At 64.4% G+C, this 23,501-nt stretch carries 22 protein-coding genes; 8 read left to right on the forward strand and 14 right to left on the reverse strand.

Annotated elements, in window-relative coordinates:
* The first annotated feature begins 10 nt into the window (after nt 1-10).
* Nucleotides 11-637, forward strand: a complete 627-nt coding sequence (locus tag O0J73_RS04580; protein ID WP_004154087.1) for a tetratricopeptide repeat protein — start codon at nt 11-13, stop codon at nt 635-637.
* A gap of 85 nt (nt 638-722) precedes the next feature.
* Here the strand turns inward: O0J73_RS04580 and wecB are convergent, their stop codons facing one another.
* The 11 genes from wecB to O0J73_RS04635 all read right to left on the reverse strand — a co-directional run bounded on the left by wecB (nt 723) and on the right by O0J73_RS04635 (nt 12,682).
* Nucleotides 723-1,850, reverse strand: coding sequence for a UDP-N-acetylglucosamine 2-epimerase (non-hydrolyzing) (gene wecB / locus O0J73_RS04585; protein ID WP_308308110.1), 1,128 nt, complete (start codon nt 1,848-1,850; stop codon nt 723-725).
* Nucleotides 1,851-2,053: 203 nt separating this feature from the next.
* The gene (locus O0J73_RS04590) at nt 2,054-3,703 is read right to left on the reverse strand and encodes a hypothetical protein (RefSeq protein ID WP_308308111.1); all 1,650 of its coding nucleotides are present in this window, start codon (nt 3,701-3,703) and stop codon (nt 2,054-2,056) included.
* 49 nt (nt 3,704-3,752) lie between these two features.
* A complete protein-coding gene (locus O0J73_RS04595; RefSeq protein ID WP_004154092.1) occupies nt 3,753-4,160 on the reverse strand; it encodes a GtrA family protein in 408 nt (135 codons plus the stop codon).
* Nucleotides 4,157-5,464, reverse strand: a complete 1,308-nt coding sequence (locus O0J73_RS04600; RefSeq protein WP_308308117.1) for an NAD(P)/FAD-dependent oxidoreductase — start codon at nt 5,462-5,464, stop codon at nt 4,157-4,159. Before O0J73_RS04600 ends, O0J73_RS04595 begins: the two co-directional genes overlap by 4 nt.
* A 28-nt stretch (nt 5,465-5,492) precedes the next feature.
* Nucleotides 5,493-6,437, reverse strand: a complete 945-nt coding sequence (locus tag O0J73_RS04605) for an NAD-dependent epimerase/dehydratase family protein (RefSeq protein WP_004154094.1) — start codon at nt 6,435-6,437, stop codon at nt 5,493-5,495.
* Nucleotide 6,438: 1 nt separating this feature from the next.
* Complete coding sequence (locus O0J73_RS04610; RefSeq protein ID WP_004154095.1) at nt 6,439-7,170, reverse strand: SDR family oxidoreductase; 732 nt, start codon at nt 7,168-7,170, stop codon at nt 6,439-6,441.
* 2 nt (nt 7,171-7,172) lie between these two features.
* Nucleotides 7,173-8,486: an FAD-binding oxidoreductase gene (locus tag O0J73_RS04615; RefSeq protein ID WP_308308112.1), complete on the reverse strand. Its 1,314-nt coding sequence runs from the start codon at nt 8,484-8,486 to the stop codon at nt 7,173-7,175.
* Nucleotides 8,483-9,904: a UbiA family prenyltransferase gene (locus tag O0J73_RS04620; RefSeq protein ID WP_004154098.1), complete on the reverse strand. Its 1,422-nt coding sequence runs from the start codon at nt 9,902-9,904 to the stop codon at nt 8,483-8,485. The genes O0J73_RS04615 and O0J73_RS04620 overlap by 4 nt, the downstream gene beginning before the upstream one ends.
* Nucleotides 9,905-10,027: 123 nt before the next feature.
* Nucleotides 10,028-10,996 (reverse strand): lysylphosphatidylglycerol synthase transmembrane domain-containing protein, encoded by a 969-nt coding sequence (locus tag O0J73_RS04625; RefSeq protein WP_308308118.1) that lies wholly within the window; start codon nt 10,994-10,996, stop codon nt 10,028-10,030.
* A gap of 1 nt (nt 10,997) precedes the next feature.
* Nucleotides 10,998-11,936 carry an electron transfer flavoprotein subunit alpha/FixB family protein gene (locus tag O0J73_RS04630; protein ID WP_004154100.1) on the reverse strand — a complete coding sequence of 313 codons (939 nt, stop codon included), beginning with the start codon at nt 11,934-11,936 and terminating at the stop codon, nt 10,998-11,000.
* Nucleotides 11,936-12,682 carry an electron transfer flavoprotein subunit beta/FixA family protein gene (locus tag O0J73_RS04635; RefSeq protein WP_049458171.1) on the reverse strand — a complete coding sequence of 249 codons (747 nt, stop codon included), beginning with the start codon at nt 12,680-12,682 and terminating at the stop codon, nt 11,936-11,938. The genes O0J73_RS04630 and O0J73_RS04635 overlap by 1 nt, the downstream gene beginning before the upstream one ends.
* A 297-nt stretch (nt 12,683-12,979) precedes the next feature.
* Between O0J73_RS04635 and rfbB the strand changes: the two genes are divergently transcribed.
* Genes rfbB through rfbD form a run of 4 tightly spaced genes read left to right on the forward strand, consistent with a single transcriptional unit; the run spans nt 12,980 to nt 16,381 of the window.
* Nucleotides 12,980-14,035 (forward strand): dTDP-glucose 4,6-dehydratase, encoded by a 1,056-nt coding sequence (gene rfbB / locus O0J73_RS04640; RefSeq protein ID WP_133933742.1) that lies wholly within the window; start codon nt 12,980-12,982, stop codon nt 14,033-14,035.
* 14 nt (nt 14,036-14,049) lie between these two features.
* Nucleotides 14,050-14,937 carry a glucose-1-phosphate thymidylyltransferase RfbA gene (rfbA, locus tag O0J73_RS04645; protein WP_197563769.1) on the forward strand — a complete coding sequence of 296 codons (888 nt, stop codon included), beginning with the start codon at nt 14,050-14,052 and terminating at the stop codon, nt 14,935-14,937.
* Entirely contained in the window at nt 14,934-15,491 is a 558-nt protein-coding gene (gene rfbC / locus O0J73_RS04650) for a dTDP-4-dehydrorhamnose 3,5-epimerase (RefSeq protein ID WP_004154103.1), read from the forward strand. The genes rfbA and rfbC overlap by 4 nt, the downstream gene beginning before the upstream one ends.
* Nucleotides 15,488-16,381 carry a dTDP-4-dehydrorhamnose reductase gene (rfbD, locus tag O0J73_RS04655; protein WP_004154104.1) on the forward strand — a complete coding sequence of 298 codons (894 nt, stop codon included), beginning with the start codon at nt 15,488-15,490 and terminating at the stop codon, nt 16,379-16,381. The genes rfbC and rfbD overlap by 4 nt, the downstream gene beginning before the upstream one ends.
* Before the next feature lie 52 nt (nt 16,382-16,433).
* Here rfbD and O0J73_RS04660 read toward each other — a convergent pair whose 3' ends face one another.
* Together O0J73_RS04660 and O0J73_RS04665 are read right to left on the reverse strand one after the other, a co-directional pair.
* A complete protein-coding gene (locus tag O0J73_RS04660) occupies nt 16,434-17,837 on the reverse strand; it encodes a mannose-1-phosphate guanylyltransferase/mannose-6-phosphate isomerase (protein ID WP_004154105.1) in 1,404 nt (467 codons plus the stop codon).
* 11 nt (nt 17,838-17,848) lie between these two features.
* A complete protein-coding gene (locus tag O0J73_RS04665) occupies nt 17,849-19,195 on the reverse strand; it encodes a phosphomannomutase (RefSeq protein ID WP_308308113.1) in 1,347 nt (448 codons plus the stop codon).
* 139 nt (nt 19,196-19,334) lie between these two features.
* Here O0J73_RS04665 and O0J73_RS04670 point away from each other — a divergent pair, with 139 nt between their 5' ends.
* Together O0J73_RS04670 and O0J73_RS04675 are read left to right on the forward strand one after the other, a co-directional pair.
* Complete coding sequence (locus O0J73_RS04670) at nt 19,335-20,069, forward strand: CoA transferase subunit A (RefSeq protein WP_004154108.1); 735 nt, start codon at nt 19,335-19,337, stop codon at nt 20,067-20,069.
* A gap of 1 nt (nt 20,070) precedes the next feature.
* Nucleotides 20,071-20,703 (forward strand): CoA transferase subunit B, encoded by a 633-nt coding sequence (locus O0J73_RS04675; protein ID WP_004154109.1) that lies wholly within the window; start codon nt 20,071-20,073, stop codon nt 20,701-20,703.
* Between the two features lie 41 nt (nt 20,704-20,744).
* On the opposite strand, the gene O0J73_RS04680 is transcribed toward O0J73_RS04675, so the two are convergent.
* The gene (locus O0J73_RS04680) at nt 20,745-22,793 is read right to left on the reverse strand and encodes a glycoside hydrolase family 99-like domain-containing protein (RefSeq protein ID WP_308308114.1); all 2,049 of its coding nucleotides are present in this window, start codon (nt 22,791-22,793) and stop codon (nt 20,745-20,747) included.
* A gap of 118 nt (nt 22,794-22,911) precedes the next feature.
* Between O0J73_RS04680 and O0J73_RS04685 the strand changes: the two genes are divergently transcribed.
* A complete protein-coding gene (locus tag O0J73_RS04685; protein WP_197563766.1) occupies nt 22,912-23,499 on the forward strand; it encodes an alpha-ketoglutarate-dependent dioxygenase AlkB in 588 nt (195 codons plus the stop codon).
* Nucleotides 23,500-23,501: the final 2 nt, after the last annotated feature.

Here is a 23,501-nt window from a genome sequence, read left to right on the forward strand (position 1 = left end):
GTACTCCGTCATGAAGAAAGTAACTATTGCCGCTGCTTCGCTGTTGCTGGTTTCCGTGGTCGCTGGCTGCTCCAAGCCGTCCCCGGAGGGCGCTGCGGCGGCTCCGGAATCGCAGGGCGCTGACGCTGCAGGTGCAGCCGCTACTGCACCTGCCCCGGTCAGCGAAGCGGACAAGAACTACCAGGAAGCCCTTGCCCTGATCGCATCCAATGCCCCGGGCAGCGCTGAGAATGCCGCCAACCTGCTGCTGAAGGCATCAGCAGAGGGCAACGCCGCGGCAAAGTTCGAACTCGCCAAGCTGTACCAGGCGGGCAAGGGCGTTGCGCAGAACTCGGGTGAGGCCGTCAACCTGCTGCTGGCATCGGCCGGCGCCGGAAACGCTGACGCCGCGTACAAGCTGGCGACGATGTACGGTGAGGGCGAAGGCATCGAGAAGAACGAAGGTGAGGCGCTGAACCTGTATCTCAAGGCGGGTCAGGCCGGCAATGGCGATGCAGCCCTGAAGCTGGGCGAGATCTACCAGGAAGGCAAGGGCGTGCCTGCCAACGCCGGTGAGGCGCGTTCGTGGTACCAGAAGGCGGCAGATGCGGGTAACGCGCAGGCCGCCGAGAAGCTGAAGGCCCTGGAGGCCAAGTAAGCCAACGGAGCATCGGCAGAACGATCCCGTTGCTGATCAGGAAAAGGCCAGCCCTTTACCGGGCTGGCCTTTTCATTGCGCGGATTCAGCTGTTGGCGACGATTGCCGCGATTCGTTCCGAAGCCTTGCCGTCACCATAGGGGTTATGGGCCTTGCTCATCGTTTCGTAAGCGTCCGGGTCATCGAGCAGTCGCGAGACCTCGGCCGTAATACGGGTGCTGTCGGTGCCAACCAGGCGCACGGTGCCGGCGGCCACGGCTTCTGGACGCTCCGTGGTGTCGCGCATGACCAGGACGGGTTTACCAAGCGAAGGGGCTTCTTCCTGGATGCCGCCCGAGTCCGTGACGATGATATGTGCGCGACTCATCAGGTAGACGAACGGCAGGTACTCCTGCGGTTCAATCAGGTGTACCGAAGGCGCATCCCGAAGAATGCGGTTGACGGGCTCCTGGACGTTGGGATTGAGGTGTACCGGATACACCACCTGGGTATCGCCCCGCGAGGCAACGTTCTTCAGGGCGTGGCAGATCTGCTCAAAGCCATCGCCGAAGTTCTCGCGCCGATGGCCTGTGACCAGAATCAGGCGCTTGGACGAATCAAGGTACGGGAAGCGGGCGGCCAGCTCAGACTCCAGGCTGGCCGTGCCTCTGATCTTGTCCACAACCGTCAACAGCGCGTCGATCACGGTATTGCCGGTGATGTGGATGCTCGCGGCGGGCACCTGTTCTGCCAGCAGGTTGTCGGCAGATGTCCGAGTGGGCGAGAAATGCAGATTGGCCAGCACGCCGGTCAGCTTGCGATTGGCCTCCTCGGGCCAAGGCGAATAGAGGTTGCCGGTGCGCAGCCCGGCCTCGACGTGGCCAATGGCAGTCCGCTGGTAGAAGGCGGCCAAGGACGTAGCGAAGGTCGTCGTCGTATCGCCGTGCACCATCACGATGTCTGGGGCGTGCTTTTCGATCACCCTCCCCATGTCCTGCAGGATACGCGAGGTCAGATCGGGCAGGGTCTGGCCAGGCCGCATGACGTTGAGATCCTCATCCGGGGTGATCTCAAACAGTTCCAGGACCTGGTCAAGCATCTGGCGGTGCTGCGCAGTCACGGCAACAATGGTGTCCAGGTCCGGACGCTTCTTCAGGGCGGCGACCAGCGGAGCCATTTTGATGGCCTCCGGGCGGGTGCCGAAAACCATCATTACCTTCTTGCGACGCGTCATTTTGCCTTCGATCCCATGTCTGCGCTCGGCCAGCGGTCAGACGGACGACTGCTGGCGAGCTGGTAGATTCAGTTGGTATATCCCTAACATTCTACGTCAACTGGCCCAGGCCCAGGCCCAGGCCCAGGCCCAGGCCCGGCGATTCCGGCCGAAGGCGCGCTGCGGCCCGGGCGGTTCAGCTCCTGCCAGCAGCCATGTGGAGATCAGAGACAAATCATTCTGACCTGATGGATCTCGGCCTTTCCAGGGGCGAATACCGGGCGAATCCTGACCTTGTCCTGGTCCAGCGTGCGGTCGAAGGCGAACATGCCCGTGAAGTCTCCTGCAGGGTAGAACCGCAGTACGCCATCCCGATCACTGAACCCCTCACCTGCGGCCCAAAGGACCTGGATCCATCCGCCAGCCTCGCGTCGACCCTTGACTTCCAGTGCAATGCTGGTGCTGCTGGGGCAGGGGCGGGCAGACAGTGTGAGCAGAAGACTGTCGGACGTTGATCTGATGACCAGCTTTCCGTCGGTACTGGCGACCTCGCCATTGCTGACCTCCATGGCCGTCAGCGGGATGAGGGCCTCGCCCTTTGGCTTGGCGCCCTGCTGATAGGCCTGGCTTGCGTCTACCGACCAGCCGGGAATGCTCTCGGTACGGGGAGCGATGGGAATGATCGAACCGGGCATCACCCGTGCGAGTTGGGCGTAAGCGTGCCATTGGTGGTCGATGCGATCAGGCCTTACAAGGTTGGCGGCACAGATGATCGAGAAGGCCGCCAGGGCGACGATCGCGCGCGGGTAATCCCGATGGTTCGATACTGCCGCAGCCAGGATCAACAGGCTGTAGGGAATGAGATAGTAGCGACTGCCTCCTGCAGCACCCGTCGGCAGGATCACCGGTCCCATCGTGGCGGGATCATCGCGCAGGAAACCGACCAGTATCAGCCCGAACGCAGTCAGGATCAGGATCAAGGCGGTCAACTGCGCCACCGCATGGGTATCCAGTGCAGACCGGTTCCTGACATGGGACACCGTTGCATTGAAGATGCGTCGCCAGGGCAGGCTCGCCCAGAACACGAACGCAAACAGGGTCGCCAGTGGATATACGCCGCCGAAGCTGACGAACTTGACCATGGCGGCGAGGAGGTGAGCCGGATCGAAGCTGGAAGGGTTGGACGCAATCGGTCGCGGAGAAAACACGATGAAGCCGATTTGAATGGCGGCACAGATCGCGACCGTAACGTAGACCCGGCGATTGGTGAGCAGGTCCCGGAACAGAACGGCCCGCAGCGCGAGCACCGGCAGTGCGAGCACGCTGAACGGCCCGGTGAGGCCTGCAATGGTCAGCAATGCCAGCTGTCCGATGCTCACGCGCGATGTGATCGGGAAAGCCAGATACGTGATCAACGCCAGCCCCGTGAACCACTGGATGTTGGTCAGGGTGAAGAACACCTCGCCGGCCTGCGGTTGCAGCGTTACCAGCACCAATGCCCAGACACAGAGCGCGGCGGGTACACCAATGGAGGACAGTCGCGATTGCAGGATGTAGATTGTCGTGAGGAACGCAGCAATCCATGCAAGGTGGAAAGCGAGCGGCACATACTCCAGCGGCAGGAATGAGGCGGGGTACGAGATGGCTCGCGGTATCAGGTGCATGTACCCGGCATAAGGCTTGAACAGGAAGCCCAATCCGGCATCACGGGCTTCATTGACGAAGATGCTGCCATCCTCGCCCCAAAGGCCGGGATGGAACAGATCGATGCCGACCGCTTGGGTCGACCTGAAGCTGAGTGCGACGAATACCGCCGCCAGGGTGAGCGCGCACAGGACGAGCGTCGCATTTCTGGAGCTGGATGGACTGTTCAAGCATTTCCCCATGAGTTCTTCACCGACGCTGCATGAATTGCATGCTCCGTTAGCGCTTGCCGGAGGAGGATGAAAAAGAAAGGTATTTGTGGCCGAAGTAGCTGGTCACCACCGGAATCGCAACGCCGATGCCGTGAGCAATGGTCTCGTTGTGGAAATCCACGCCGATGCCAGGTAGAAGCCATCTGGCCAGGAGCAGGCTGATCGCAATGGTCTGGAGCACCGCGGCCAGGTTGACTATCACGAACCAGGTGATCTGGTGCTTCAGTGCATTGGCGGCTTGCTGGAACACCAGCACCCTGTTGAGCACAAACGCTGTGACCATGCCCAGGCAGTAGGCGATCACGATGGCAGGCACGTAGTGCAGCCATTCGCTGAGCATGATGCGCGAGCCAAAGTTGACGGCGGCGGCAACACCACCGGCAACAAGAAACATCAGGAACTGACGTGTGATCACGCCGACGCCTTCACGCCTGACGCAAGGTGGGCAAGCTTGGCGCCAACATCGATGCTCTCGTTGATCGATCGATCTTCCGGGTAGTAGTACGCCGTATCGGCCATGTAGAAGCCCTCGACCGGCGACTTCATCGGCGGCAGCATGTCCTGGAAGCCTGGCGGGCAGATGGTCTGGGCAAATTCATAGCGATGGCAATGTGTAGCCCGGATCCACTCAGGCTTGAATGCAGGGTTGATCATTGGCAGGTAGCTGACGACTTCGTCGATCAACTGTTGATTGCTCCATTGCCACTTGGGGTGCGTCTTGGGCATGTAGTACGGCGCATACACGATATGTTCGCCGGGGCCCTTGCCCGGATTGAGATTGCTGTACTCGATAAGACCGGGAATGGAGATACGTTCATCGCTGATGTTCATCCAGAAGTTCTCGCTGACCGGCTTCGACAGCTTCAGGATCACGCAGGCGACGGGTATGTTCTCGATCGCGCCCACCTGATCAGCAAAGGCCTTCGGAAGCCCCGGGACCATCTTCGGCACATACTGGATCGGAGCGGTGGATACCACTGCGTCATACGCCTGATGGCCATCGGCGGTGCGGATGCCGGTCACCTTGCCGTTCACCGACACCACCTCCTCGATCGGCTGGGACAGCAGGATGCGCCCGCCCAGGCGCTCGACCTCGGTGGCCATCTTCTGCAGCAGTGCAGCCGAGCCGCCTTCCAGGTAGCCCATGCTTTCATTGAACAGGTTGCGGCGGGACAGCGCCACGCGCTTGATGCGGGTGCCGATCCAGGAAGCCGACAGCTTGTCCTGGTACTCGAAGAACTTCAGCGCGAATGCCTTCTCCCACATCACCTTGTACGCCTTGGGGCCGATCCAGCGGGTGATCCAATCGCGCGCATTCTCCCTGTCCAGGTCAGTCCAGTCCTGGATGCCCTTGGTGTGCATGACATGCAGGGCGTAGCGGATCTTGTCGATGATCCCCAGGTGCGGGAACCCCAGCAGCGCAAACGGCGTGCCCCACTTGTGCAGTTTGCCCTGGTAGTAGTAACCCATCTTGGTATCCGTCCAGTGCAGGCGATCGGACATCTTCAACTGTTCGAGCAGCCTGAAGAGGGGATAGTCGGTCTTGCAGATGAAGTGGTAGTAGCGCTCGATGCGCAGGCCGTCGAAATCGAAATCCGCCGACATCCCGCCAATGCGATCATCGCGCTCGTAGATGTCGACCTTATGCCCCTGCTTGAGCAGTTCCATGGCTGCCATAAGGCCCATGGGGCCGCTGCCGATGATCGCAAAGTTTCGCATGTGAGAAGTCTTCTTCAGTTCCAGGGAATCAGCGCTGCAGAACGATCTTGCAATAGCGCGGGTCGGTATAGCTTTCGCGGATGGCTTCTTCAAACGGTGTCTGCTTGACGCCGAACACGGCCTCCGTGTCGATGCCCTTGAAGTCATCGCCCGCACTCAGCGCCTTGAGCTGGTCTGCAGTGAAGGGCGGCTTGCTGCTGAACAGGCTGTAGACTTTCAGCAGGAAGGCGAAAAATCCGATCGGGATGTGCACGATGACGGTGTTCAGCTGTTTCACCCGCTTGATGGTGCGGATGATATCCACGTAGTCCACCCGGGTGTCTCCGACGATGTCGAACACCTCTCCGTTGGGCTCGGTGCCGATGCATTTTGCGATGCAGCGGCAGAAATCACGTTCATACAGTGGCTGTCGCATGAATTTCCCATCGCCGGGGATCGGGAATACCGGCGTACGTGCCATGAAGCGGGACAGCCAACCGAGGTGCTTGGGGTCGAACCAGCCGAACATCAGCGTCGGGCGCAGCACGCAGTGGCGTTGGCCGCTTGCGACCACCATCTCCTCCTGCTCGCGCTTGGTGTTGGTGTAGTCATCCTTGGCCACCGAATTCACGACCGACGAACTGATGTGGACCATGTAGGGCACGGCAGCATCCCGGGTTGCCTTCAGTACATGGCTGGTGGCTGTGATGTTGTTGCGCACGAACAGGTCGGTGGTCTTGCCGGTGATCTGTGCATGCAGCTGCACCACGCAGGCAGCGCCGTTGAACTCATTGGCCCAGGCACCCGGCTCGGCCAGGTCGGCCAGCACCACGCGGACATCCGGGTGCAGTTTCTGCAGGATGTCCAGGTTGTGCGCGTGCTTGTCAATGGCCACCAGCTGGGTATAGCCCTGCTGCTTGAGTTCGACGATCAGGTTCTGCCCGACCAGCCCGGCAGCTCCGGTGATGACGATCTTGGCGTGCTTGTCGGCCATGTCAGAGCTTGATCCTGCGGAAGACGAATTCGGGGATGTTCTTGATGATCATCATGATCGCCCACCAGAAGGCAGGCAGGTAGGCGACAGCCTGGCGCTTGCCGATGGCCTTGAGAATACCGGCGGCCACCTTGTCCGGGGTCGCCCACAGCGCGCCCTTCTTGAACGCTGCAGTCATCGGGGTATCGACGAAACCTGGCTTGATCACCAGGACGTTGACACCGGCCGGACGCAATCGCTGGCCCAGGCCGCTGAGGAAGGCAGTGACTGCCGCCTTGGCACTGCCGTACAGGTAGTTGCTGGCGCGGCCGCGGTCACCGGCTACCGAGGAAATGACGGCCAGGGTGGCGCCGGACCGCAGGCGCTGGGCCAAGGCTGCTGCCAGAGCGATGGTGGAGGTGCCGTTGGTGGCGAACTCGCGCAGCGACAGCTCTACCGAAGCATCACAGGCTGCCTGGTCAGGCAGCGTGCCGTGGGCGATGAGCACCGTATCCACGCCGCCCAGCGCCGACCAGGCCTCGTCCAGCAGCGTGCCGTGTGCGGACAGGTCGTTCACGTCCAGCACGCCGGTATGCACGTGCTGGGCGCCACGCACGCGCAGGTCGGCGGCGATGGCGTCCAGCTTCCCGGCACTGCGACCCACCAGGTAGAGCGCTGCGGCACGCGTGGCGTACAGGCGCGCGACGGATTCGGCGATGGCCGAGGTGGCGCCGATGATCAGGATCTTCTGCATGCTTACTCCATCACCCGGCGCCAGAAGCCGGATGAGAATCGGGGGTCGATGAAGCGGGAGAATGCTTCCCAGGCCGGGTAGGCCTGGCGGAACAGTGCGCCGGACATGCGTGCGTCCTTGGCCGGATAGACCGCGCCGCCGGCCTCGCTGACGATGCGGTCCAAGCGGTCGAGCATCTTCAGCAGATCCGGTCCGTCATTGGGGAAATCCAGGGCCAGTGTGGTACCGGGTCGCGGGAACGACAGCAGCCCCGGCGAAGGGCGTTCGCCGAATTCCTTCAGCACCGCCAGGAACGAGCCGCGTCCGCTGCGCGCGATCTCCGCCAGCAGGGCGGCGGTGGCGTCGCGGGCGACATCGGGCGGCAGGACGCACTGGTGCTGCAGGAAGCCGTGTGGGCCATACATGCGGTTCCAGTGATTGATGCCGTCCAGAGGATAGAAATAGCTCTGGTAGTGCGACAGGTGGCGGGCGCGACGTGCTGGCTGGCGCCAGTAGTACAGGGTATTGAATGGACGCAGGGTGAGCTGATTGACCAGTGACACCGGCGGCACGATGGGCATGCTGCGGCGAGGGGACGAGCCGGGCGCGGCCGCCTGTGCGTCGCCTGGTGCGTGGTCGCCACGCAGGAAGTGACCGCGGCCGAGTCTTGCTCCACTGGCCAGGCAGTCGATCCAGGCAACGGTGTATTCAAAGTCGCTGGCAGATTCGCGTGAGAGCTCGAAAAAGGCATCCAGGTTGTCGAAGCGGATCGATTCGGTTTCGATCCAGGGCCCTGGCACACGCCGCAGCTGCAGCTCAACCCAGGTAATGAACCCGGTCAGGCCGAGCCCCCCCAACGTTGCGGCGAACAGTCCGCTGTCATCGGCAGGCGTGAGCTGCTGGCGTGAACCGTCGCTGCGCAGCAGCTCCAGGCAGCGCACGTGATGACCAAAGGTGCCTGCGCGATGGTGGTTCTTGCCGTGTACGTCGTTGCCGATGGCCCCGCCAACGGTGGCATATCGGGTACCGGGCGTGACCGGCAGGAACCAGCCGCGGGGCAGGGCGATGCCGAGGATGTCGGCCAGGGTCACACCGGCCTCGCAGCGCACGATGCCGGTGGCCGGATCGAAGCCGATGAACCGGTCCAGTGCGCGGCTGATCAGCAGCGAGGCATCCGGATTGAGGCAGCTGTCGCCATAGCTGCGGCCATTGCCATGCGGAAGCACCGTGCCGCCGCCCGGCGGCAACGGCAGCACCGACGCGCGGTCGAGCACCGGAATGATCTGCTGCTCGACGCGCGGGTAGCGGCCCCAGGATTGGCCGGACGCTGCACTCATATTGCAATCAGCACGATCAGTACGCACAGCCCGATTACGATCTGGCTGACACGGTCCGTGGCAGCGAACACGATTGGATCGTCATGCATGTCGCCACGGTGGGAGACAATCCACATGCGGCTGATCCAATACAGCAGAATCGGGCACAGCAGCCACAGCAGCTTGGGGTTGCCGTATAGCGCCAGGCTTTCCGGGCTGTTGATATACAGAGCAAACACCAGCACGCCGATGTAACCGGCGGCCGCCCCCAGCGACTGTACCAGCGGCAGGTCGGCGACCGAGTAGCCACGGCCGATCGCCATTTCCTTGCCGCTGGCCAGCGCCGACGCCAGTTCGGTATAGCGCTTGAGCATGGCCAGGCTGAGGAACACGAACATCGAGAACGCCAGCAGCCAGAACGACAGTTCGGAGTTGATGGCCACCGCGCCACCGATGATGCGTACGGTGTAGAGCGCAGCCAGCAGCACGACGTCGATCATCACAATGCGCTTGAGTTTGAGCGAATAACTCAGCGTCATCACGTAGTAGCACAGCAGCACGCCCGCGAAGGCCGGGCTGCAGGCCAGGGCGAGGGCGAAGCCCGCCAGGGTGATCAGCGGAGCCACCAGCAGGCCATGCAGCAGTGGCAACCTGCCGGCCGCGAAGGGCCGCTTGCGCTTGCGTGGATGCATGCGATCCGGGGTCAGGTCGAGCAGATCGTTGAGCAGGTACACGCCGGACGCACACAGGCTGAAGGCGAGGAACGCCGCGCCTGCATCGATGATTGAATCGAGATCGAAGAAGCGGTGCGCCGTCAGCAACGGGACCAGCACCAACAGGTTCTTCAGCCACTGGTAAATGCGAAGCGCCTTGATCCACGTGATCAGGCCACCGTTCTGCGAGGGCAGGTGAGCCAGTACTTCGGTGTGCCTGGCTGCGGCGTTGGCCAGCCCTGCACCGTTGTTGACCACGATGGCGCCGCCGGCATGCGCCCACACCTGCAGGTCGACGCGGCCATTGCCCATGTAATCGAACCCGCGCTCGCCGAACCTTGCCGCCAGAGTCCTGCCCTTGTTGTGGCCGGAGAGGTTGGTATGGCCATCGCTGGCGATGACCTCATCGAACAGACCCAGGTAGTCGGCGATGGGTTGGACCAGAAGCTGGTCCGAGGCTGTGCAAAGCACGCGTGGCCGCTGCGTGGTATTGCGCAGCATGTCCAGCACCCTTTCGTCATAGGGCAGTGTCTCGGCGGGCAGTTGAACGCGCAGGGCCAGCTGGCGCTTGACCGAGGCCTTTCCGCCCAGCAGCCAGAACGGCAGCAGGAACACATAGAGCGGATTGCGCGCCAGTAGTGCAAGCAGTGATTCATACAGAATGTCGGAACGGAGCAGGGTGCCGTCCAGATCAACACAGAGCGCGCGGCGATTCTGAGCGTTCAAGACGAAGCAACTCCTGCAAACGTGCCGGGGCAATACATGGCGATGGGCGCCTCGCGCGTGGGATTCGACCAATCAGTATACGGATACATGTTGCAAGATCATGCGAAGGAAGGGGGGCCTGCTTCAATCCGGTCGCCGCGCTTCCAGGCCAGCCATGGCGGTCATTCCCAGCAGGATCGCCAGCCAGAGGCTGGCGAGCCGGATACCGATCGCCGCCGTCAGTGCCACGTCCAGATCGGCACCGGTATGGGTGAGCATCACGACGATCGCCGCTTCGGTAGTGCCCACGCCACCGGGGATGAAGGACAGGGCGCCTACCAGCATCGCCAGGGGGTAGATGGCTACAGCGTGCTGCCAGGCGAGCGTGATGCCCAGGGCGTGGCACAGCCAGGCGAAAGCAGCGGCAGTCAGCAGCCATGCTGCGGTGCCATGGGCCGCAGCTTTCAGGGTCAGGCCGGGGCGAAGCAGGGGACGCAGTGCGTGGATTCCGCCGAGCAGGAACATGCATAGCTGGCGTAGCCTCCGGCTGGGCAGTCGCACGACCACACCCTGTGCAAGCTGCTGGAGTGCGGAGCACCCCGCAGCCAGCCACAACCCCAGAGTGACGGTCAGCACCACTGCGGTCAGGACGCCGAACAGGGGCACCAGGCCGGCAGCGCCGGTCGCCAGCAGGGTGATGACCAGAAGATCCAATGCGCGCTCATGGATGAACGTCGCAAGCGTGGTCTGCGGCGGTACGCCCCATCGAGAAAAATAGCGTATCCGGAGCAGCTCACCGGCCTTGCCGGGTGAAGCGGTGAAGGCGAATCCAGCCAGATAGGCCGCCAGGCCTGGCCACCATGCGAACGTGCAGTGGCCCTGCGCGTGCAGCAGCATGCGCCAGCGCTGGTAACGGACCCCGTAGCTGGCCAGCTGCGCAGTTGCGCACAACATGAGAGGCGCGGCCAGGTCGCTCAGTCGTGAAAGCACATTCTTGTCGCGATCCAGGTACCACAAGGCCACCAGGTACACGACGGCAACGCCTGCCAACCATCCCAGTGCCCGGCCCCGTCGTGACGGGGCGGGCGCAGTGGTGGAGCCGCCTTCGCCCAACTTAAAGGGCTGCTTCCAGTTCCGGCAGGATCGCAAACAGATCCCCGACCAGGCCGATATCCGCGATCTCGAAGATCGGCGCATCGCCGTCCTTGTTGATGGCGACGATGGTACCGGCGTCCTTGATGCCGGTCAGGTGCTGGATCGCACCGCTGATGCCGACGGCCACGTACAGCTCCGGCGCGATGATCTTGCCGGTCTGGCCGACCTGCAGGTCGCTGGGAACATAGCCGGCATCGACGGCGGCGCGCGAGGCACCGACGGCGGCGCCGAGCTTGTCGGCCAGCTGGAAGATGACCTTGAAGTTCTCTTCCGAGCCGACGCCGCGTCCACCGGAAACCACGCGCTTGGCGCTCTGCAGGTCCGGGCGGTCGCTGGCACCGGCGGCTAGGCCGATGAAGCGGGTATGGGTCGGCAGCGCGGCATCGACGCTGGCCGCTTCAACGGCGGCACTGCCGCCCTGGGCGGCTTCCGGCCACGAAGCGGCGCGCACGGTGGCGACCACGATCTGGTCGGCCGGGGCCTCGACGGTGATGATCGCGTTGCCGGCGTAGATCGGGCGCTTGAAGGTGTGGCTGCCTTCGACGCTCATCAGGTCGGAGACCTGGTTGACGCCGAGCAGGGCGGCCACGCACGGCATCAGGTCCTTGCCGAAGGTGGTCGACGGGCCGAACACGTGGCTGTAGCCCGTGGCCAGCTGCGCGATCTGCGGTGCCAGCACCTGGGCGATGGCCTGTGCATTGGCGGCGTTGGCCACGGTCAGGACCTTGGCGACGCCGGCGATCTTGGCCGCTTCCGCAGCGACGGCGGCCGGATCGGCGGCCAGCACCAGCACGTCGATGCTGGCACCGCTGATGGCGGCGGCGGCGCTGACGGTCTTGGCGGTGGCGGCATTGAGCTTGCCGTCGTGGTGCTCGGCGATGACGAGAATCTTGCTCATTACAGCAGCCCCTTCTGCTTGAGTGCGGCAACCAGTTCGGCTGCGTCCTTGACCATCACACCCTTGCTGCGCTTGGACGGCGCGGCGTAGTGGGTGGTCTTGAAGGTATCGGCGGCTTCAACGCCGAGGTCGGCCAGCTGCAGGGTCTCCAGCGGCTTGGCCTTGGCCTTCATGATGTCCGGCAGCTTGATGAAGCGCGGTTCGTTCAGGCGCAGGTCGGTGGTGACCACCGCCGGCAGGTCCACTTCGAGCGTTTCCAGGCCGGCATCGACCTCGCGGGTGACCGTGGCCTTGCCGTCGGCGATGTCCAGCTTGCTGGCGAAGGTCGCCTGCGGACGGCCCCACAGCGTGGCCAGCATCTGCCCGGTCTGGTTGGCGTCGTCGTCGATCGCCTGCTTGCCCAGGATCACCAGGTCCGGCTGTTCCTTCTCGATCAGCTTGAGCAGGGTGCGGGCGGCGGTCAGCGGCTGGATGGCCTGGTCGGTGACCACATGGATGGCACGGTTGGCGCCCATGGCCAGGCCGTTGCGCAGGTGCGCCTGGGCGTCGCCCGGTGCGATGGTCGCAACCACGACTTCGCTGGCGATGCCCTTGTCGCGCAGGCGCAGGGCTTCTTCCAGGGCGATTTCATCGAAGGGATTGGGGGACAGCTTGACGCCGTCGGTGACCACGCCGGAACCGTCCGGCTTGACCTGAATGCGGACGTTGTAGTCCACCACGCGCTTGTACGCGACGAGGATTTTCATCTGGTACGGGGTCCTTGTAGTGCCGGCCGCCGGCCGGCTCACATTTGCTGGGGGAACATCCGGTCCTGCAACAGCAACCGGTTCGGGGGTGGGATCCCGATTCTAGCTGGCCCGGCGCGACCATGCGAATGCGTATGGTGTGCTGCGGCGCAGCATGCTGGCCGACAGGAGGCGTTCCTGAACCTGTCACGTTCACGTCATCCGGGCAGTCTGGAGCAGGCCTGCGATGTATCCTGTGTCGCTCTATCGGGCGCAGTGTGCGCTCCGGTAATGGAATATCGAACAGGAGAATGGGTAGTGCCCACATGGCTTGTCACCGGCGGCGCCGGGTTCATTGGCGGAAATTTCGTTCTCGAGGCGGTTGCTCGCGGCATCAAGGTCATCAATCTCGACGTATTGACCTACGCGGGCAACCTGAAGACCTTGGCCAGCCTGGACGGCAATCCCAACCATGTGTTCGTGCAGGGCGATATCGGTGACACCGCGCTGGTGACCCGGCTGCTGGCCGATCACACGCCGGACGCGGTGCTGAACTTCGCCGCCGAAAGCCATGTCGACCGTTCCATCGACGGCCCGGGCGCCTTCATCCAGACCAACGTGGTGGGCACGCTTGGCCTGCTGGAAGCGGTCCGTGACTACTGGAAGGCGCTGCCGGCAGAACAGGCCTCGGCGTTCCGCTTCCTGCACGTGTCCACCGACGAGGTGTATGGCACGCTGGGTGAAACCGGCAAGTTCAGCGAAACCACGCCATATGCCCCGAACTCTCCGTACTCGGCGTCCAAGGCGGCCTCGGACCACCTGGTGCGTGCGTTCCACCATACCTACGGGCTGCCGGTGCTGACCACCAACTGCTCGAACAACTATGGCCCGTACCACTTCCCGGAGAAGCTCATCCCGCTGGTGATCGCCAAGGCGCTGGCCGGCGAGCCGCTGCCGGTGTACGGCGATGGCAAGCAGGTACGCGACTGGTTGTTCGTGTCCGACCACTGCGAAGCGATCCGCACCGTGCTGGCCAAGGGCCAGGTCGGCGAAACCTACAATGTGGGCGGGAACTCGGAGAAGCAGAACATCGAGGTGGTGCAGGCCATCTGTGCATTGCTGGACCAGCGCCGCCCGCGCGAGGACGGCCAGCCGCGCAGCAGCCAGATCACCTACGTGGCCGATCGCCCGGGCCACGACCGCCGCTACGCGATCGACGCGTCCAAGCTGAAGAACGACCTGGGCTGGGAGCCGGCCTATACCTTCGAGCAGGGCATTGCCTTCACCGTCGACTGGTACCTTGACAACCAGGAATGGGTCAACGGCGTGCTCGACGGCAGCTACCGCCTGCAGCGCATCGGCACTGCGGCCTGAATCCGGAAGAGAAAATGACGCAGCGTAAAGGCATCATCCTGGCCGGCGGCTCCGGCACCCGGCTGTATCCGATCACCAAGGGCGTCAGCAAGCAGCTGCTGCCGGTGTACGACAAGCCGATGATCTACTACCCGCTGAGCGTATTGATGCTGGCGGGCATCCGCGAGGTGTTGATCATCAACACCCCGCACGAGCAGGCGCTGTTCCAGCAGCTGCTGGGCGACGGCTCACAGTGGGGCATGGACATCCAGTACGCGGTACAGCCGAGCCCCGATGGACTGGCCCAGGCCTATCTGATCGGCCGCGACTTCGTGGCCGGCAAGCCGAGCTGCCTGGTGCTGGGCGACAACATCTTCCACGGCCACGGTCTGCGCGAAGTGCTGGATAGTGCCGATCAGCGTAGCCATGGGGCCACCGTGTTCGGCTATTGGGTCAACGACCCGGAACGCTATGGCGTGGCCGAGTTCGATAAGAACGGCAAGGTCATCGATCTGGTCGAGAAGCCGGAGAATCCGCGGTCGAACTATGCGGTCACCGGCCTGTACTTCTATGACGGCAATGCCAGCGACTACGCCGCCGAGCTCAAGCCGTCGCCGCGCGGCGAGCTGGAGATCACCGACCTTAACCAGCGCTACCTGCACGAGGGAAGTCTGCACCTGGAAGCGCTCGGTCGAGGGTACGCCTGGCTCGATACCGGCACCCACCAGTCGCTGCTGGAGGCATCCAACTTCATCGAGACCATCCAGACCCGCCAGGGCCTGCAGGTGTGTTGCCCTGAAGAAATTGCTTTCGGCAAGGGTTGGATCAGCGCAGAACAGCTGGAAGCATTGGCCGCGCCGTTGATCAAGAACAGCTACGGCCAGTACCTGCACAAACTCGCATTGCGTGGAGTCGTTCCGTGAAAGTGATTGAAACCAAGTTGCCGGGCTGCGTGGTGATCGAACCGGCCGTGTTCGGCGATGCACGCGGCTATTTCTTCGAAACCTGGAATGCCGAGCGCTTTGCTGCTCTGGGCCTGCCGGACCGCTTCGTGCAGAGCAACGTGTCGACCTCGGCGCAGGGGGTTTTGCGTGGCCTGCATTACCAGTGGCCGCGCCCGCAGGGCAAGCTGGTCAGCGTCCTGGAAGGTGAGGTCTACGACGTGGCCGTGGACATCCGTCGCGGCTCGCCAACCTTCGGGCAGTGGGAAGCGGTGGTGTTGAGCGCGGAGAACAAGAAGCAGTTCTGGATCCCGGAGGGCTTTGCCCATGGCTTTGCCGTGTTGTCCGAGCGTGCGGTGTTCAGTTACCTGTGCACCGAGATTTATCTGAAGGATTTCGATGCTGGTGTCCGCTGGAACGACGCTGACATCGCGGTGGACTGGCCGGTGAGCGCACCAACGCTTTCGGCCAAGGACGAGAACGCGCCGTTCCTGAAGGACATCGCCGAAGACCGACTGCCGGTATACATCGCATGACGGTGATGGTGTTCGGTGGTAACGGCCAGGTTGGCCAGGAACTGCTGCGCGCGCTGGCGCCGCTGGGTGCGGTGGTGGCGACCACCCGCAGCGGCCAGTTGCCCGACGGCAGCCCCTGCGAAGTGGCGGATTTTGCGCAGCCTGACAGCCTGACGGCACTGCTGGACCGCCTGCAGCCGACAGTGGTGGTCAATGCCGCCGCCTATACCGCCGTTGATCGTGCCGAGCAGGAGGTCGAAGCTGCCTTCGCTGCCAATGCGCAGGCGCCGGGCGTGATCGCGCGCTGGTGCGCGGCACATGATGTGCCGTTCGTGCATTACTCCACCGACTATGTGTTCGATGGCCAGGGCAGCGCGGCCTACCGCGAGGACGAGCCGACCGCGCCCTTGGGCGTGTACGGCACCAGCAAGCGCGATGGCGAGGATGCGGTGCGCGCGGCCGGCGGCCGTCATCTGATCTTCCGCACGGCGTGGGTGTATGCCTCGCATGGCGCGAATTTCCTGCGCACCATGCTGCGGGTGGGCGCCGAGCGCGACGCGTTGCGGGTGGTGGCCGACCAGATCGGTACGCCGACGCCTGCCGCGCTGATCGCTGATGTCACCGTGCAGGCGCTGCAGCATCCGGGGCAGCTGTCCGGGACCTGGCACCTGACCGCCAGCGGCCAGACCAGCTGGCACGGGTTCGCCGAGGCGATCTTCGCCGAAGCGTTGGCGGCTGGCGTGTTGGCCAAGGTGCCGACGGTCGAGGCGATTGCCAGTTCCGAGTACCCGACCCCGGCCAAGCGCCCGGCCTGGTCGGTGCTGGACAACCGCAAGCTGCAGCAGGACTTCGGCATCGCGTTGCCTGCATGGCAGGACGGCCTGAAGCGGGTGATGGCGGAGATTGCCTGACCCGGTAGGCGACGTGCCGACCAACGGTCGGCAGCCACCAGCGGGCGCCGGGTCAACTGCGCCCGTAGGTATCCTCGAAACGCACGATGTCGTCTTCGCCGAGGTAGCTGCCGGATTGCACTTCGATCAGTTCCAGCGGCAGCTTGCCGGGGTTGCGCAGGCGGTGGGTCACGCCCAGCGGAATGTAGGTGCTCTGGTTCTCGCTGAGCAGGATGACCTCATTGCCCCGAGTTACTTCGGCGGTGCCGCTGACCACGATCCAGTGTTCGGCACGATGGTGGTGCATCTGCAGGCTGAGCGTGCCGCCGGGCTTGACCGTGATCCGCTTCACCTGGAACCGCTCGCCGTTGTCGATCGAGTCGTAGGCGCCCCACGGGCGATAGACCTTGCGATGCCAGGTGGCTTCGCTGCGACCCTCGGCCTTCAGCTGTGCCACTACGGTCTTGACCTCCTGCATGCGGTCAGCCTTGCCGACCAGCACCGCGTCATCGGTCTCGACCACGATCACATCGTCCAGACCGACCAGGGCCACCAACCGCTGGGCGTAGGCGTAGGTGTTGCGGCAGTCGATGGCGATAACGTCGCCCTGGTGGGCGTTGCCATCGCCGTCCTGCTGCGAGACATCGCGCAGCGCGGTCCATGAGCCGACATCGTTCCAGCCGGCATCCAGTGGAATCACCACCGCATCGGCGGTCTTCTCCATCACTGCATAGTCGATCGAATCGGACGCAACCGCAGTGAAGGCGTCCTTGTCCAGGCGGGTGAAGTCGGCATCGCGGCGCGCCTGCTGCCAGGCCTGGCGGCTGCCGGCCAGCATGGCGGGATGGAAGCGCTCAAGCTCCTGCAGGTAGCGCGAGGCCTTGAACAGGAACATGCCACTGTTCCAGTAGTACTGGCCGCTGCTGACGTAACCGGAGGCGGTCTGCAGGTCAGGCTTTTCGACGAAGCGCTCGACCGCGCGCAGGCCCCGGCCTTCGGCGGCCTTGATATAGCCGTAGCCGGTTTCCGGTCCGGTCGGCACGATGCCGAAGGTCACCAGCTTGCCCGCCTCGGCGGCACCGGCTGCGGCCTGCACCGCGCTGCGGAAGGCGGCCTCGTTGGTGATCACATGGTCGGACGGCAGTACCAGCAGCAGTGCGTCGCCACCGTCGCGGGTGGCTTCCAGCGCGGCAACGGCGATGGCCGGGGCCGTGTTGCGGCCGACCGGTTCAAGGATGATCGCGGCCGGCTCGGCGCCGACCTGCTGCAGTTGCTCGGCGGCGACGAAACGGTGTTCTTCGTTGGCGATGACCAGTGGCCCACGCGCGGCGATCGGCGCCACGCGCTTCCAGGTGGCCTGCAGCATCGTCAGCTCGCCCGCCAAAGGCAGGAACTGCTTCGGGTACGCCTCGCGCGAAAGCGGCCACAGGCGGGTACCGGATCCACCGGACAGGATGACGGGCTGGATGCTGCTCATGTGTTCCTCGGCTACTGCTGGATGAGGCGGGAAATATCGTCGGTGCGCGCCTGCATCAGCGCAGCATCGCCCCGGGCTTCAACGTTCAGGCGCAGCAATGGCTCGGTGTTGGAGCTGCGCAGGTTGAAGCGCCAGTCACCGAAATCTGCGCTGATGCCATCGGTGTGGTCCAGCACGGGCGACTGCGCCGCGAAGTGTTCCATCACGCGGGCGACGGCGGCCTTGGCATCGGCGACCTTGAAATTGATTTCGCCGCTGCACGGGTAGGCAGCCATGCGGTCTTCGACCCAGTCGGCCAGCGAGCGGCCGCTTTCGGAGACCAGCTGGGCGATCAGCAGCCACGGAATCATTCCGGAGTCGGCATAGGCAAACTCGCGGAAATAGTGGTGGGCACTCATCTCGCCGCCGTACACCGCGTCTTCGGCGCGCATCTTCTCCTTGATGAAGGCGTGGCCGCTCTTGCACTGCACTGGCACGCCGCCGGCCTGCTCGACCATGTCCACGGTGTTCCAGACCAGGCGCGGGTCATGCACGATCTTGCCGCCCGGGTTGCGCGCCAGGATTGCCTTGGCCAGCAGGCCGACCAGGTAGTAGCCCTCGATGAAGCGGCCGGTGTGGTCGAAGAAGAAGCAGCGATCGAAGTCCCCGTCCCAGGCAATGCCGAAATCAGCACCGTGTTCGCGCACCGCATCGGCGGTGGCGGCGCGGTTTTCCGGCAGCAGCGGGTTGGGAATGCCATTGGGGAAGCTGCCGTCCGGCTCGTGGCAGATGCGGATGAATTCGAACGGCAGGTGCGGTGCCAGCAGATCGACGATGGCACCGGCGCCGCCGTTGCCGGCGTTGACCACCAGCTTCAGCGGGCGCAGCTTGCTGGCATCGACGTAGCTCAGCAGGTGCTGGATGTACGCACGCTTGTCGTGCTGGGCGCTCTGCCCGGCGCGCGGCGCCTGCGCCTCGGAGGTATCGGCGGCAACCGCATCGGAAATCGCGAACAGGCCGGTATCGGAGCTGATCGGACGCGCGTTTTCCTTGACCAGTTTCATCCCGTTGTAGTCCATCGGGTTGTGGCTGGCGGTGACCATCACGCCGCCGGCCGCACCCAGGTGGTCGGTCTGGAAATAGACTTCCTCGGTGCCGCACAGGCCGATATCGATCACTTCGCGCCCGGTACCCCGCAGGCCTGCAGCCAGCGCGTCCTGCAGCACGGGGCTGGTCAGGCGCACGTCGTGGCCCAGTACCACCGGGCCTGGCGCAAGCTGCGCCGCCAGCGCCACGCCGATGCGGCGAGCCAGCGCTTCGTTCAGTTCTTCCGGCACGCGGCCACGGATGTCATAGGCCTTGAAGGCGGGCAGGGGCATTGATCGGATCCTTGGTGAGCTCAGCCTGCGATTGTAGTCCCAGTCCTGTATGGGAATCGTTTCCATGCCGCAACGCCACGTGACCGGTGGCAGTGCTGGCCTAGAATGGGCGGATTACATCAACGAGGTGAGGGCGTAGATGAGCAACCCGGCAACGACCGGCGGAAAGCGCAGCAAGCGCTTCGCCAGTGCGGCGGAGGCCCTGCAGGGGGTGGTCGCCGATGGCCAGACCCTGGCCGTGGGCGGCTTCGGCCTGTGTGGCATTCCCGAGGCGCTGATCGCCGCCCTGCGCGACAGCGGCGCCAAGGGCCTGACCGTGATCTCCAACAATGCCGGCGTCGATGGCTTCGGCCTGGGCCAGCTGCTGGAAACCCGCCAGATCAAGAAGATGATTTCGTCCTACGTGGGCGAGAACAAGGAGTTCGAGCGGCAGTTCCTGGCCGGTGAGCTGGAGCTGGAGTTCAACCCGCAGGGCACCCTGGCCGAGCGCCTGCGTGCCGGTGGCGCGGGTATTCCGGCGTTCTTCACCGCCACCGGTTTTGGCACGGTGGTGGCCGAAGGCAAGGAAACCCGCGAGTTCGACGGCAAGCACTACGTGATGGAGACCGCGCTGCGCGCTGACGTGGCGCTGGTCAAGGCCTGGAAGGCCGATGAGGCCGGCAACCTGGTGTTCCGCAAGACCGCGCGCAACTTCAACCCGGCCTGTGCGATGGCCGGCAAGGTCTGCATCGTGGAAGTGGAAGAAGTGGTGCCGGTCGGTGCCATTGATCCGGACCAGGTGCACCTGCCGGGCATCTACGTGCACCGCATCGTGCACAACGCACACCCTGAAAAACGCATCGAACAGCGCACCATCCGCGCGGAGGGCAACTGACATGGCGTGGACCCGTGATGAGATGGCGGCCCGCGCTGCCCAGGAATTGACCGATGGCGCCTACGTGAACCTGGGCATCGGCCTGCCGACGCTGGTGGCCAACCACATTCCCGAAGGCGTGGATGTGTGGCTGCAGTCGGAAAACGGCCTGCTCGGCATTGGCCCGTTCCCCACCGACGCTGAAGTCGACGCCGATCTGATCAATGCCGGCAAGCAGACCGTCACCGCGCGTGCCGGTGCCAGCTACTTCGGCAGCCACGACAGCTTCGCGATGATCCGCGGTGGTCACGTCAACCTGGCCATCCTCGGCGCCATGCAGGTGACGGCCAAGGGCGACCTGGCCAACTGGATGGTGCCCGGCAAGATGGTCAAGGGCATGGGCGGTGCGATGGACCTGGTGGCCGGCGTGCAGCGCGTGGTGGTGCTGATGGAGCACACCGCCAAGAACGGCGAGCACAAGATCCTGTCCGAATGCACGCTGCCGTTGACCGGCGTCGGTGTGGTCGATCGCATCATCACCGACCTGGCCGTGTTCGACGTGACCGACAACGGCCTGCTGCTGGTGGAAGCGGCACCGGGCGTCAGCGATGGCGAGTTGGCGGAAAAGACCGGCGTACCGTTCCAGCGCGCCTGATTGATGTGAACAGGGGGCGCTTGCGCCCCCTTCGTTTGCCCTCAACTGCGCCGCGCGTAGGCATATTCGCCGTCGTTGTTGTCGGCCTCACCAAGGCACGCTGCCGCCGTTGCGATGCGCAGTCCGGCGTGTTCGCAGCAGGCGCCGAACGCGCGTTCAATAGCATGCGCCAGCGTCCCGTCGACCTGGCCCTGTTCGGAATCGAAGTCGCTGCGATACAGGTGCGCGTCCAGCAGCGGGCGAAGTGCCTGCAGCCGCCACCAGCCCATGCTGCCCGCACCAAATTGGCTGGCGTCTATGGGTTTGCTCAGCCCGAGCCGCGCCTGCAGTCTTGTCAGCGCAGGACCGTTACCACCTACGAAATCGGCAACGGGCAGCAGATGTCCTTCCGCCACCACCATGCCCAGGCCGGGGTCGGCCTGGAACACGGCGTGGATGCGCGCGGCACGTCCATCCTGTATCAGGCGCTGCAGCAGTTCCTGCCGCCACTGGTCCCCATTGCTGCGATGGGTCGAGCGCTTGGTGTGCAGCTTCAGCACAACATCATGATCCGCCTGCATCAGCCGCTCGGCGACCTGCAGGAAGGGAAGAATGTCGCGGCCATGGTTGTCCACGGCAATGACGTCGCCCTGCAACCCGTGATCCAGCAGGGCGCGCCGGACCTGGTCCAGCTGGTGCTCCGGGGTGGTCACCACGATGGTCCAGTCCAGGGCTGCCTCGCGCAGCGCGGACAGTACCTCCGGCAGGGTCTCCAGATACCAGGCGTGGACGTGCACTGCCGGTTGCTGACGCAGTGCCGGGGCCGATATCAACGCATTGCGCGTAGCGTGCAGCCAGGCATGCCCGAGGCGTGCATCCGGTTCCAGTACGGCGCCTTCGGCCCACTCGTTCCAGGCATTGATGAAGACCATTCGCTGCGTCTGCGGCACTGCGGACAGGCGTTCATGGATCGTGGTGCGCAGCCAATCGCGATAGCCACGCGGTGAGGCGTGCAGATACACGCGGCCGCGGCCGGAGCGCCGTGCCTCGTTGTCCCAGCCCGGATTCACGCCGGGATAGAGCGGATAGTCCGGTAGCGGCCGGGCTGCGATCTCTGCGGCCAGTTCGCGCCAGTCGCGGACATCGCCGTTGAACGCCGGATTGAGCAGCCACTGCTGTGCCGACAGGGAACGCGGGTTGCTCATGTTCGGCGGGAATTCCACGGCGGCATCGAAGCCGATGTCGCGGGGATCCGGCCGTTCAAAGCCCTGAACGTAGGCCAGGTGGATCTCACCGACACCGTTGTCGCGGCACCAGCTACGCCAGCGCTCGGCAGTCGCATGGGCGTCGGGCAGCAGGTGCGGGCGATAGACGAGCAGCATCGGCCGCCCCTCCACCTTCAACGCGCGCCGGTCGCGCAGGTAAGGCGCGACATGGGCGATGAAGGCCAGATCGTCCTCTGCGCTGTGCTGCTGGCCGATCAGGATGTCCTCATCGCGGCCATCCCAGCGCCGTGCCCAGTTTTCGTTGGCCCAGCACAGGCAGAACGGCAGATCGATGCGGTCGTCGGCCAGCCACTGACGCAGCGGGTCCTCCATCAGGGTGCGGCCGCTGAACCAGTAGTAGTAGAAGCAGAACGCGCCGATACCGTACTCAGCGGCGAGGCGCGCCTGATCACGCATCACCTGCGGGTTGCGCAGGTCGTAGAACCCGAGGTCGGCAGGCAGACGCGGCTGGATGTGCCCCTCGAACTGCGGCAGGGCGCGGGTCACATTGCGCCACTCGGTAAAGCCCTTGCCCCACCAGGCATCGTTCTCCGGGAACGTGTGGAACTGCGGCAGGTAGAACGCGACCAGGGTTGCCGGCATCGAGGTGGGTAACGCCTGCTGCTGCCATGTGCGATGGCCAATCGCGGGCTCGTCGGCGCGCCAGCGCAGCTGCGCGCTTGCACGCGGGCCAGCGGAATCCTGTTGACCCTTCGGTGGGGGCGGAACCCAGTCGCCATGCCGCGCCAGCAGGCGGGTACGTATCCGGTCACGCTGCGCCTGGGACAGTGGCATGGCCCGGAACATGGCGCGCAGCAACGGGAACAGCGACTGGCGCAAGCTCATCGGGCGAGGCCCCGCGGAGGAGGGCAAGCGGAGTGAATCAGCATAAGGGCGACGGTCATGGGTTCATTTTCGATGCTGGCGGCCGTGACGGCAAACGCCAGCATGCTAGCGTGTAGCCATGCTCTTCCCCCACGACCTGCCCGATGCCGATGTCCATCACCTGCCGGGCTGGCTGGCTTCGGCTGACGCCGACCGGCTGATGGCCGCGCTGCAGGCCGAAGTGCCATGGGAAGTCCATCGCATCCGCATGTTCGGCAACTGGGTGGATTCGCCGCGGCTGAGCTGCTGGATCGGCGACCCACAGGCCCGCTACCGTTACTCCGGTGCCGAGTTCGTGCCACACCCCTGGCCACCTGTGTTGCAGGCCCTGCGTGAGCGCCTGCGGGCCGCGGGCATCGGTTGCTTCAACAGCGTGTTGCTGAACCGCTATCGCGGCGGCACTGACCATATGGGCTGGCACAGCGATGACGAGCCCGAACTGGGCCCGGCGCCGGTGATCGCGTCGCTGAGCCTGGGGACGGCCCGGCGTTTCCTGCTGCGGCGGCGAGACGACACGACGCGCAAGGCAGAGTTCCTGCTTGGCCATGGCGATCTGTTGTTGATGGCCGGACAGACCCAGCGGTTCTACCAGCACGCACTACCGAAGATGGCACGGGTGCAGGGAGAGCGCATCAACCTGACGTTCCGCTGGATTGCGCCGCGCTGATG

The sequence above is a fragment of the Stenotrophomonas sp. Sm6012 genome, from assembly GCF_030985895.1.
Classification (GTDB): Bacteria; Pseudomonadota; Gammaproteobacteria; order Xanthomonadales; family Xanthomonadaceae; genus Stenotrophomonas; species Stenotrophomonas forensis.

Coding starts and splice junctions, on each gene's coding strand:
- O0J73_RS04580 (WP_004154087.1), top strand. CDS start 11: ATGAAGAAAGTAACTATTGCCGCTGCTTCGCTGTTGCTGGTTTCCGTG.
- wecB (WP_308308110.1), bottom strand. CDS start 1,850: ATGACGCGTCGCAAGAAGGTAATGATGGTTTTCGGCACCCGCCCGGAG.
- O0J73_RS04600 (WP_308308117.1), bottom strand. CDS start 5,464: ATGCGAAACTTTGCGATCATCGGCAGCGGCCCCATGGGCCTTATGGCA.
- O0J73_RS04605 (WP_004154094.1), bottom strand. CDS start 6,437: ATGGCCGACAAGCACGCCAAGATCGTCATCACCGGAGCTGCCGGGCTG.
- O0J73_RS04610 (WP_004154095.1), bottom strand. CDS start 7,170: ATGCAGAAGATCCTGATCATCGGCGCCACCTCGGCCATCGCCGAATCC.
- O0J73_RS04615 (WP_308308112.1), bottom strand. CDS start 8,486: ATGAGTGCAGCGTCCGGCCAATCCTGGGGCCGCTACCCGCGCGTCGAG.
- O0J73_RS04630 (WP_004154100.1), bottom strand. CDS start 11,936: ATGAGCAAGATTCTCGTCATCGCCGAGCACCACGACGGCAAGCTCAAT.
- O0J73_RS04635 (WP_049458171.1), bottom strand. CDS start 12,682: ATGAAAATCCTCGTCGCGTACAAGCGCGTGGTGGACTACAACGTCCGC.
- rfbA (WP_197563769.1), top strand. CDS start 14,050: ATGACGCAGCGTAAAGGCATCATCCTGGCCGGCGGCTCCGGCACCCGG.
- rfbD (WP_004154104.1), top strand. CDS start 15,488: ATGACGGTGATGGTGTTCGGTGGTAACGGCCAGGTTGGCCAGGAACTG.
- O0J73_RS04660 (WP_004154105.1), bottom strand. CDS start 17,837: ATGAGCAGCATCCAGCCCGTCATCCTGTCCGGTGGATCCGGTACCCGC.
- O0J73_RS04665 (WP_308308113.1), bottom strand. CDS start 19,195: ATGCCCCTGCCCGCCTTCAAGGCCTATGACATCCGTGGCCGCGTGCCG.
- O0J73_RS04670 (WP_004154108.1), top strand. CDS start 19,335: ATGAGCAACCCGGCAACGACCGGCGGAAAGCGCAGCAAGCGCTTCGCC.
- O0J73_RS04675 (WP_004154109.1), top strand. CDS start 20,071: ATGGCGTGGACCCGTGATGAGATGGCGGCCCGCGCTGCCCAGGAATTG.
- O0J73_RS04680 (WP_308308114.1), bottom strand. CDS start 22,793: ATGAGCTTGCGCCAGTCGCTGTTCCCGTTGCTGCGCGCCATGTTCCGG.
- O0J73_RS04685 (WP_197563766.1), top strand. CDS start 22,912: ATGCTCTTCCCCCACGACCTGCCCGATGCCGATGTCCATCACCTGCCG.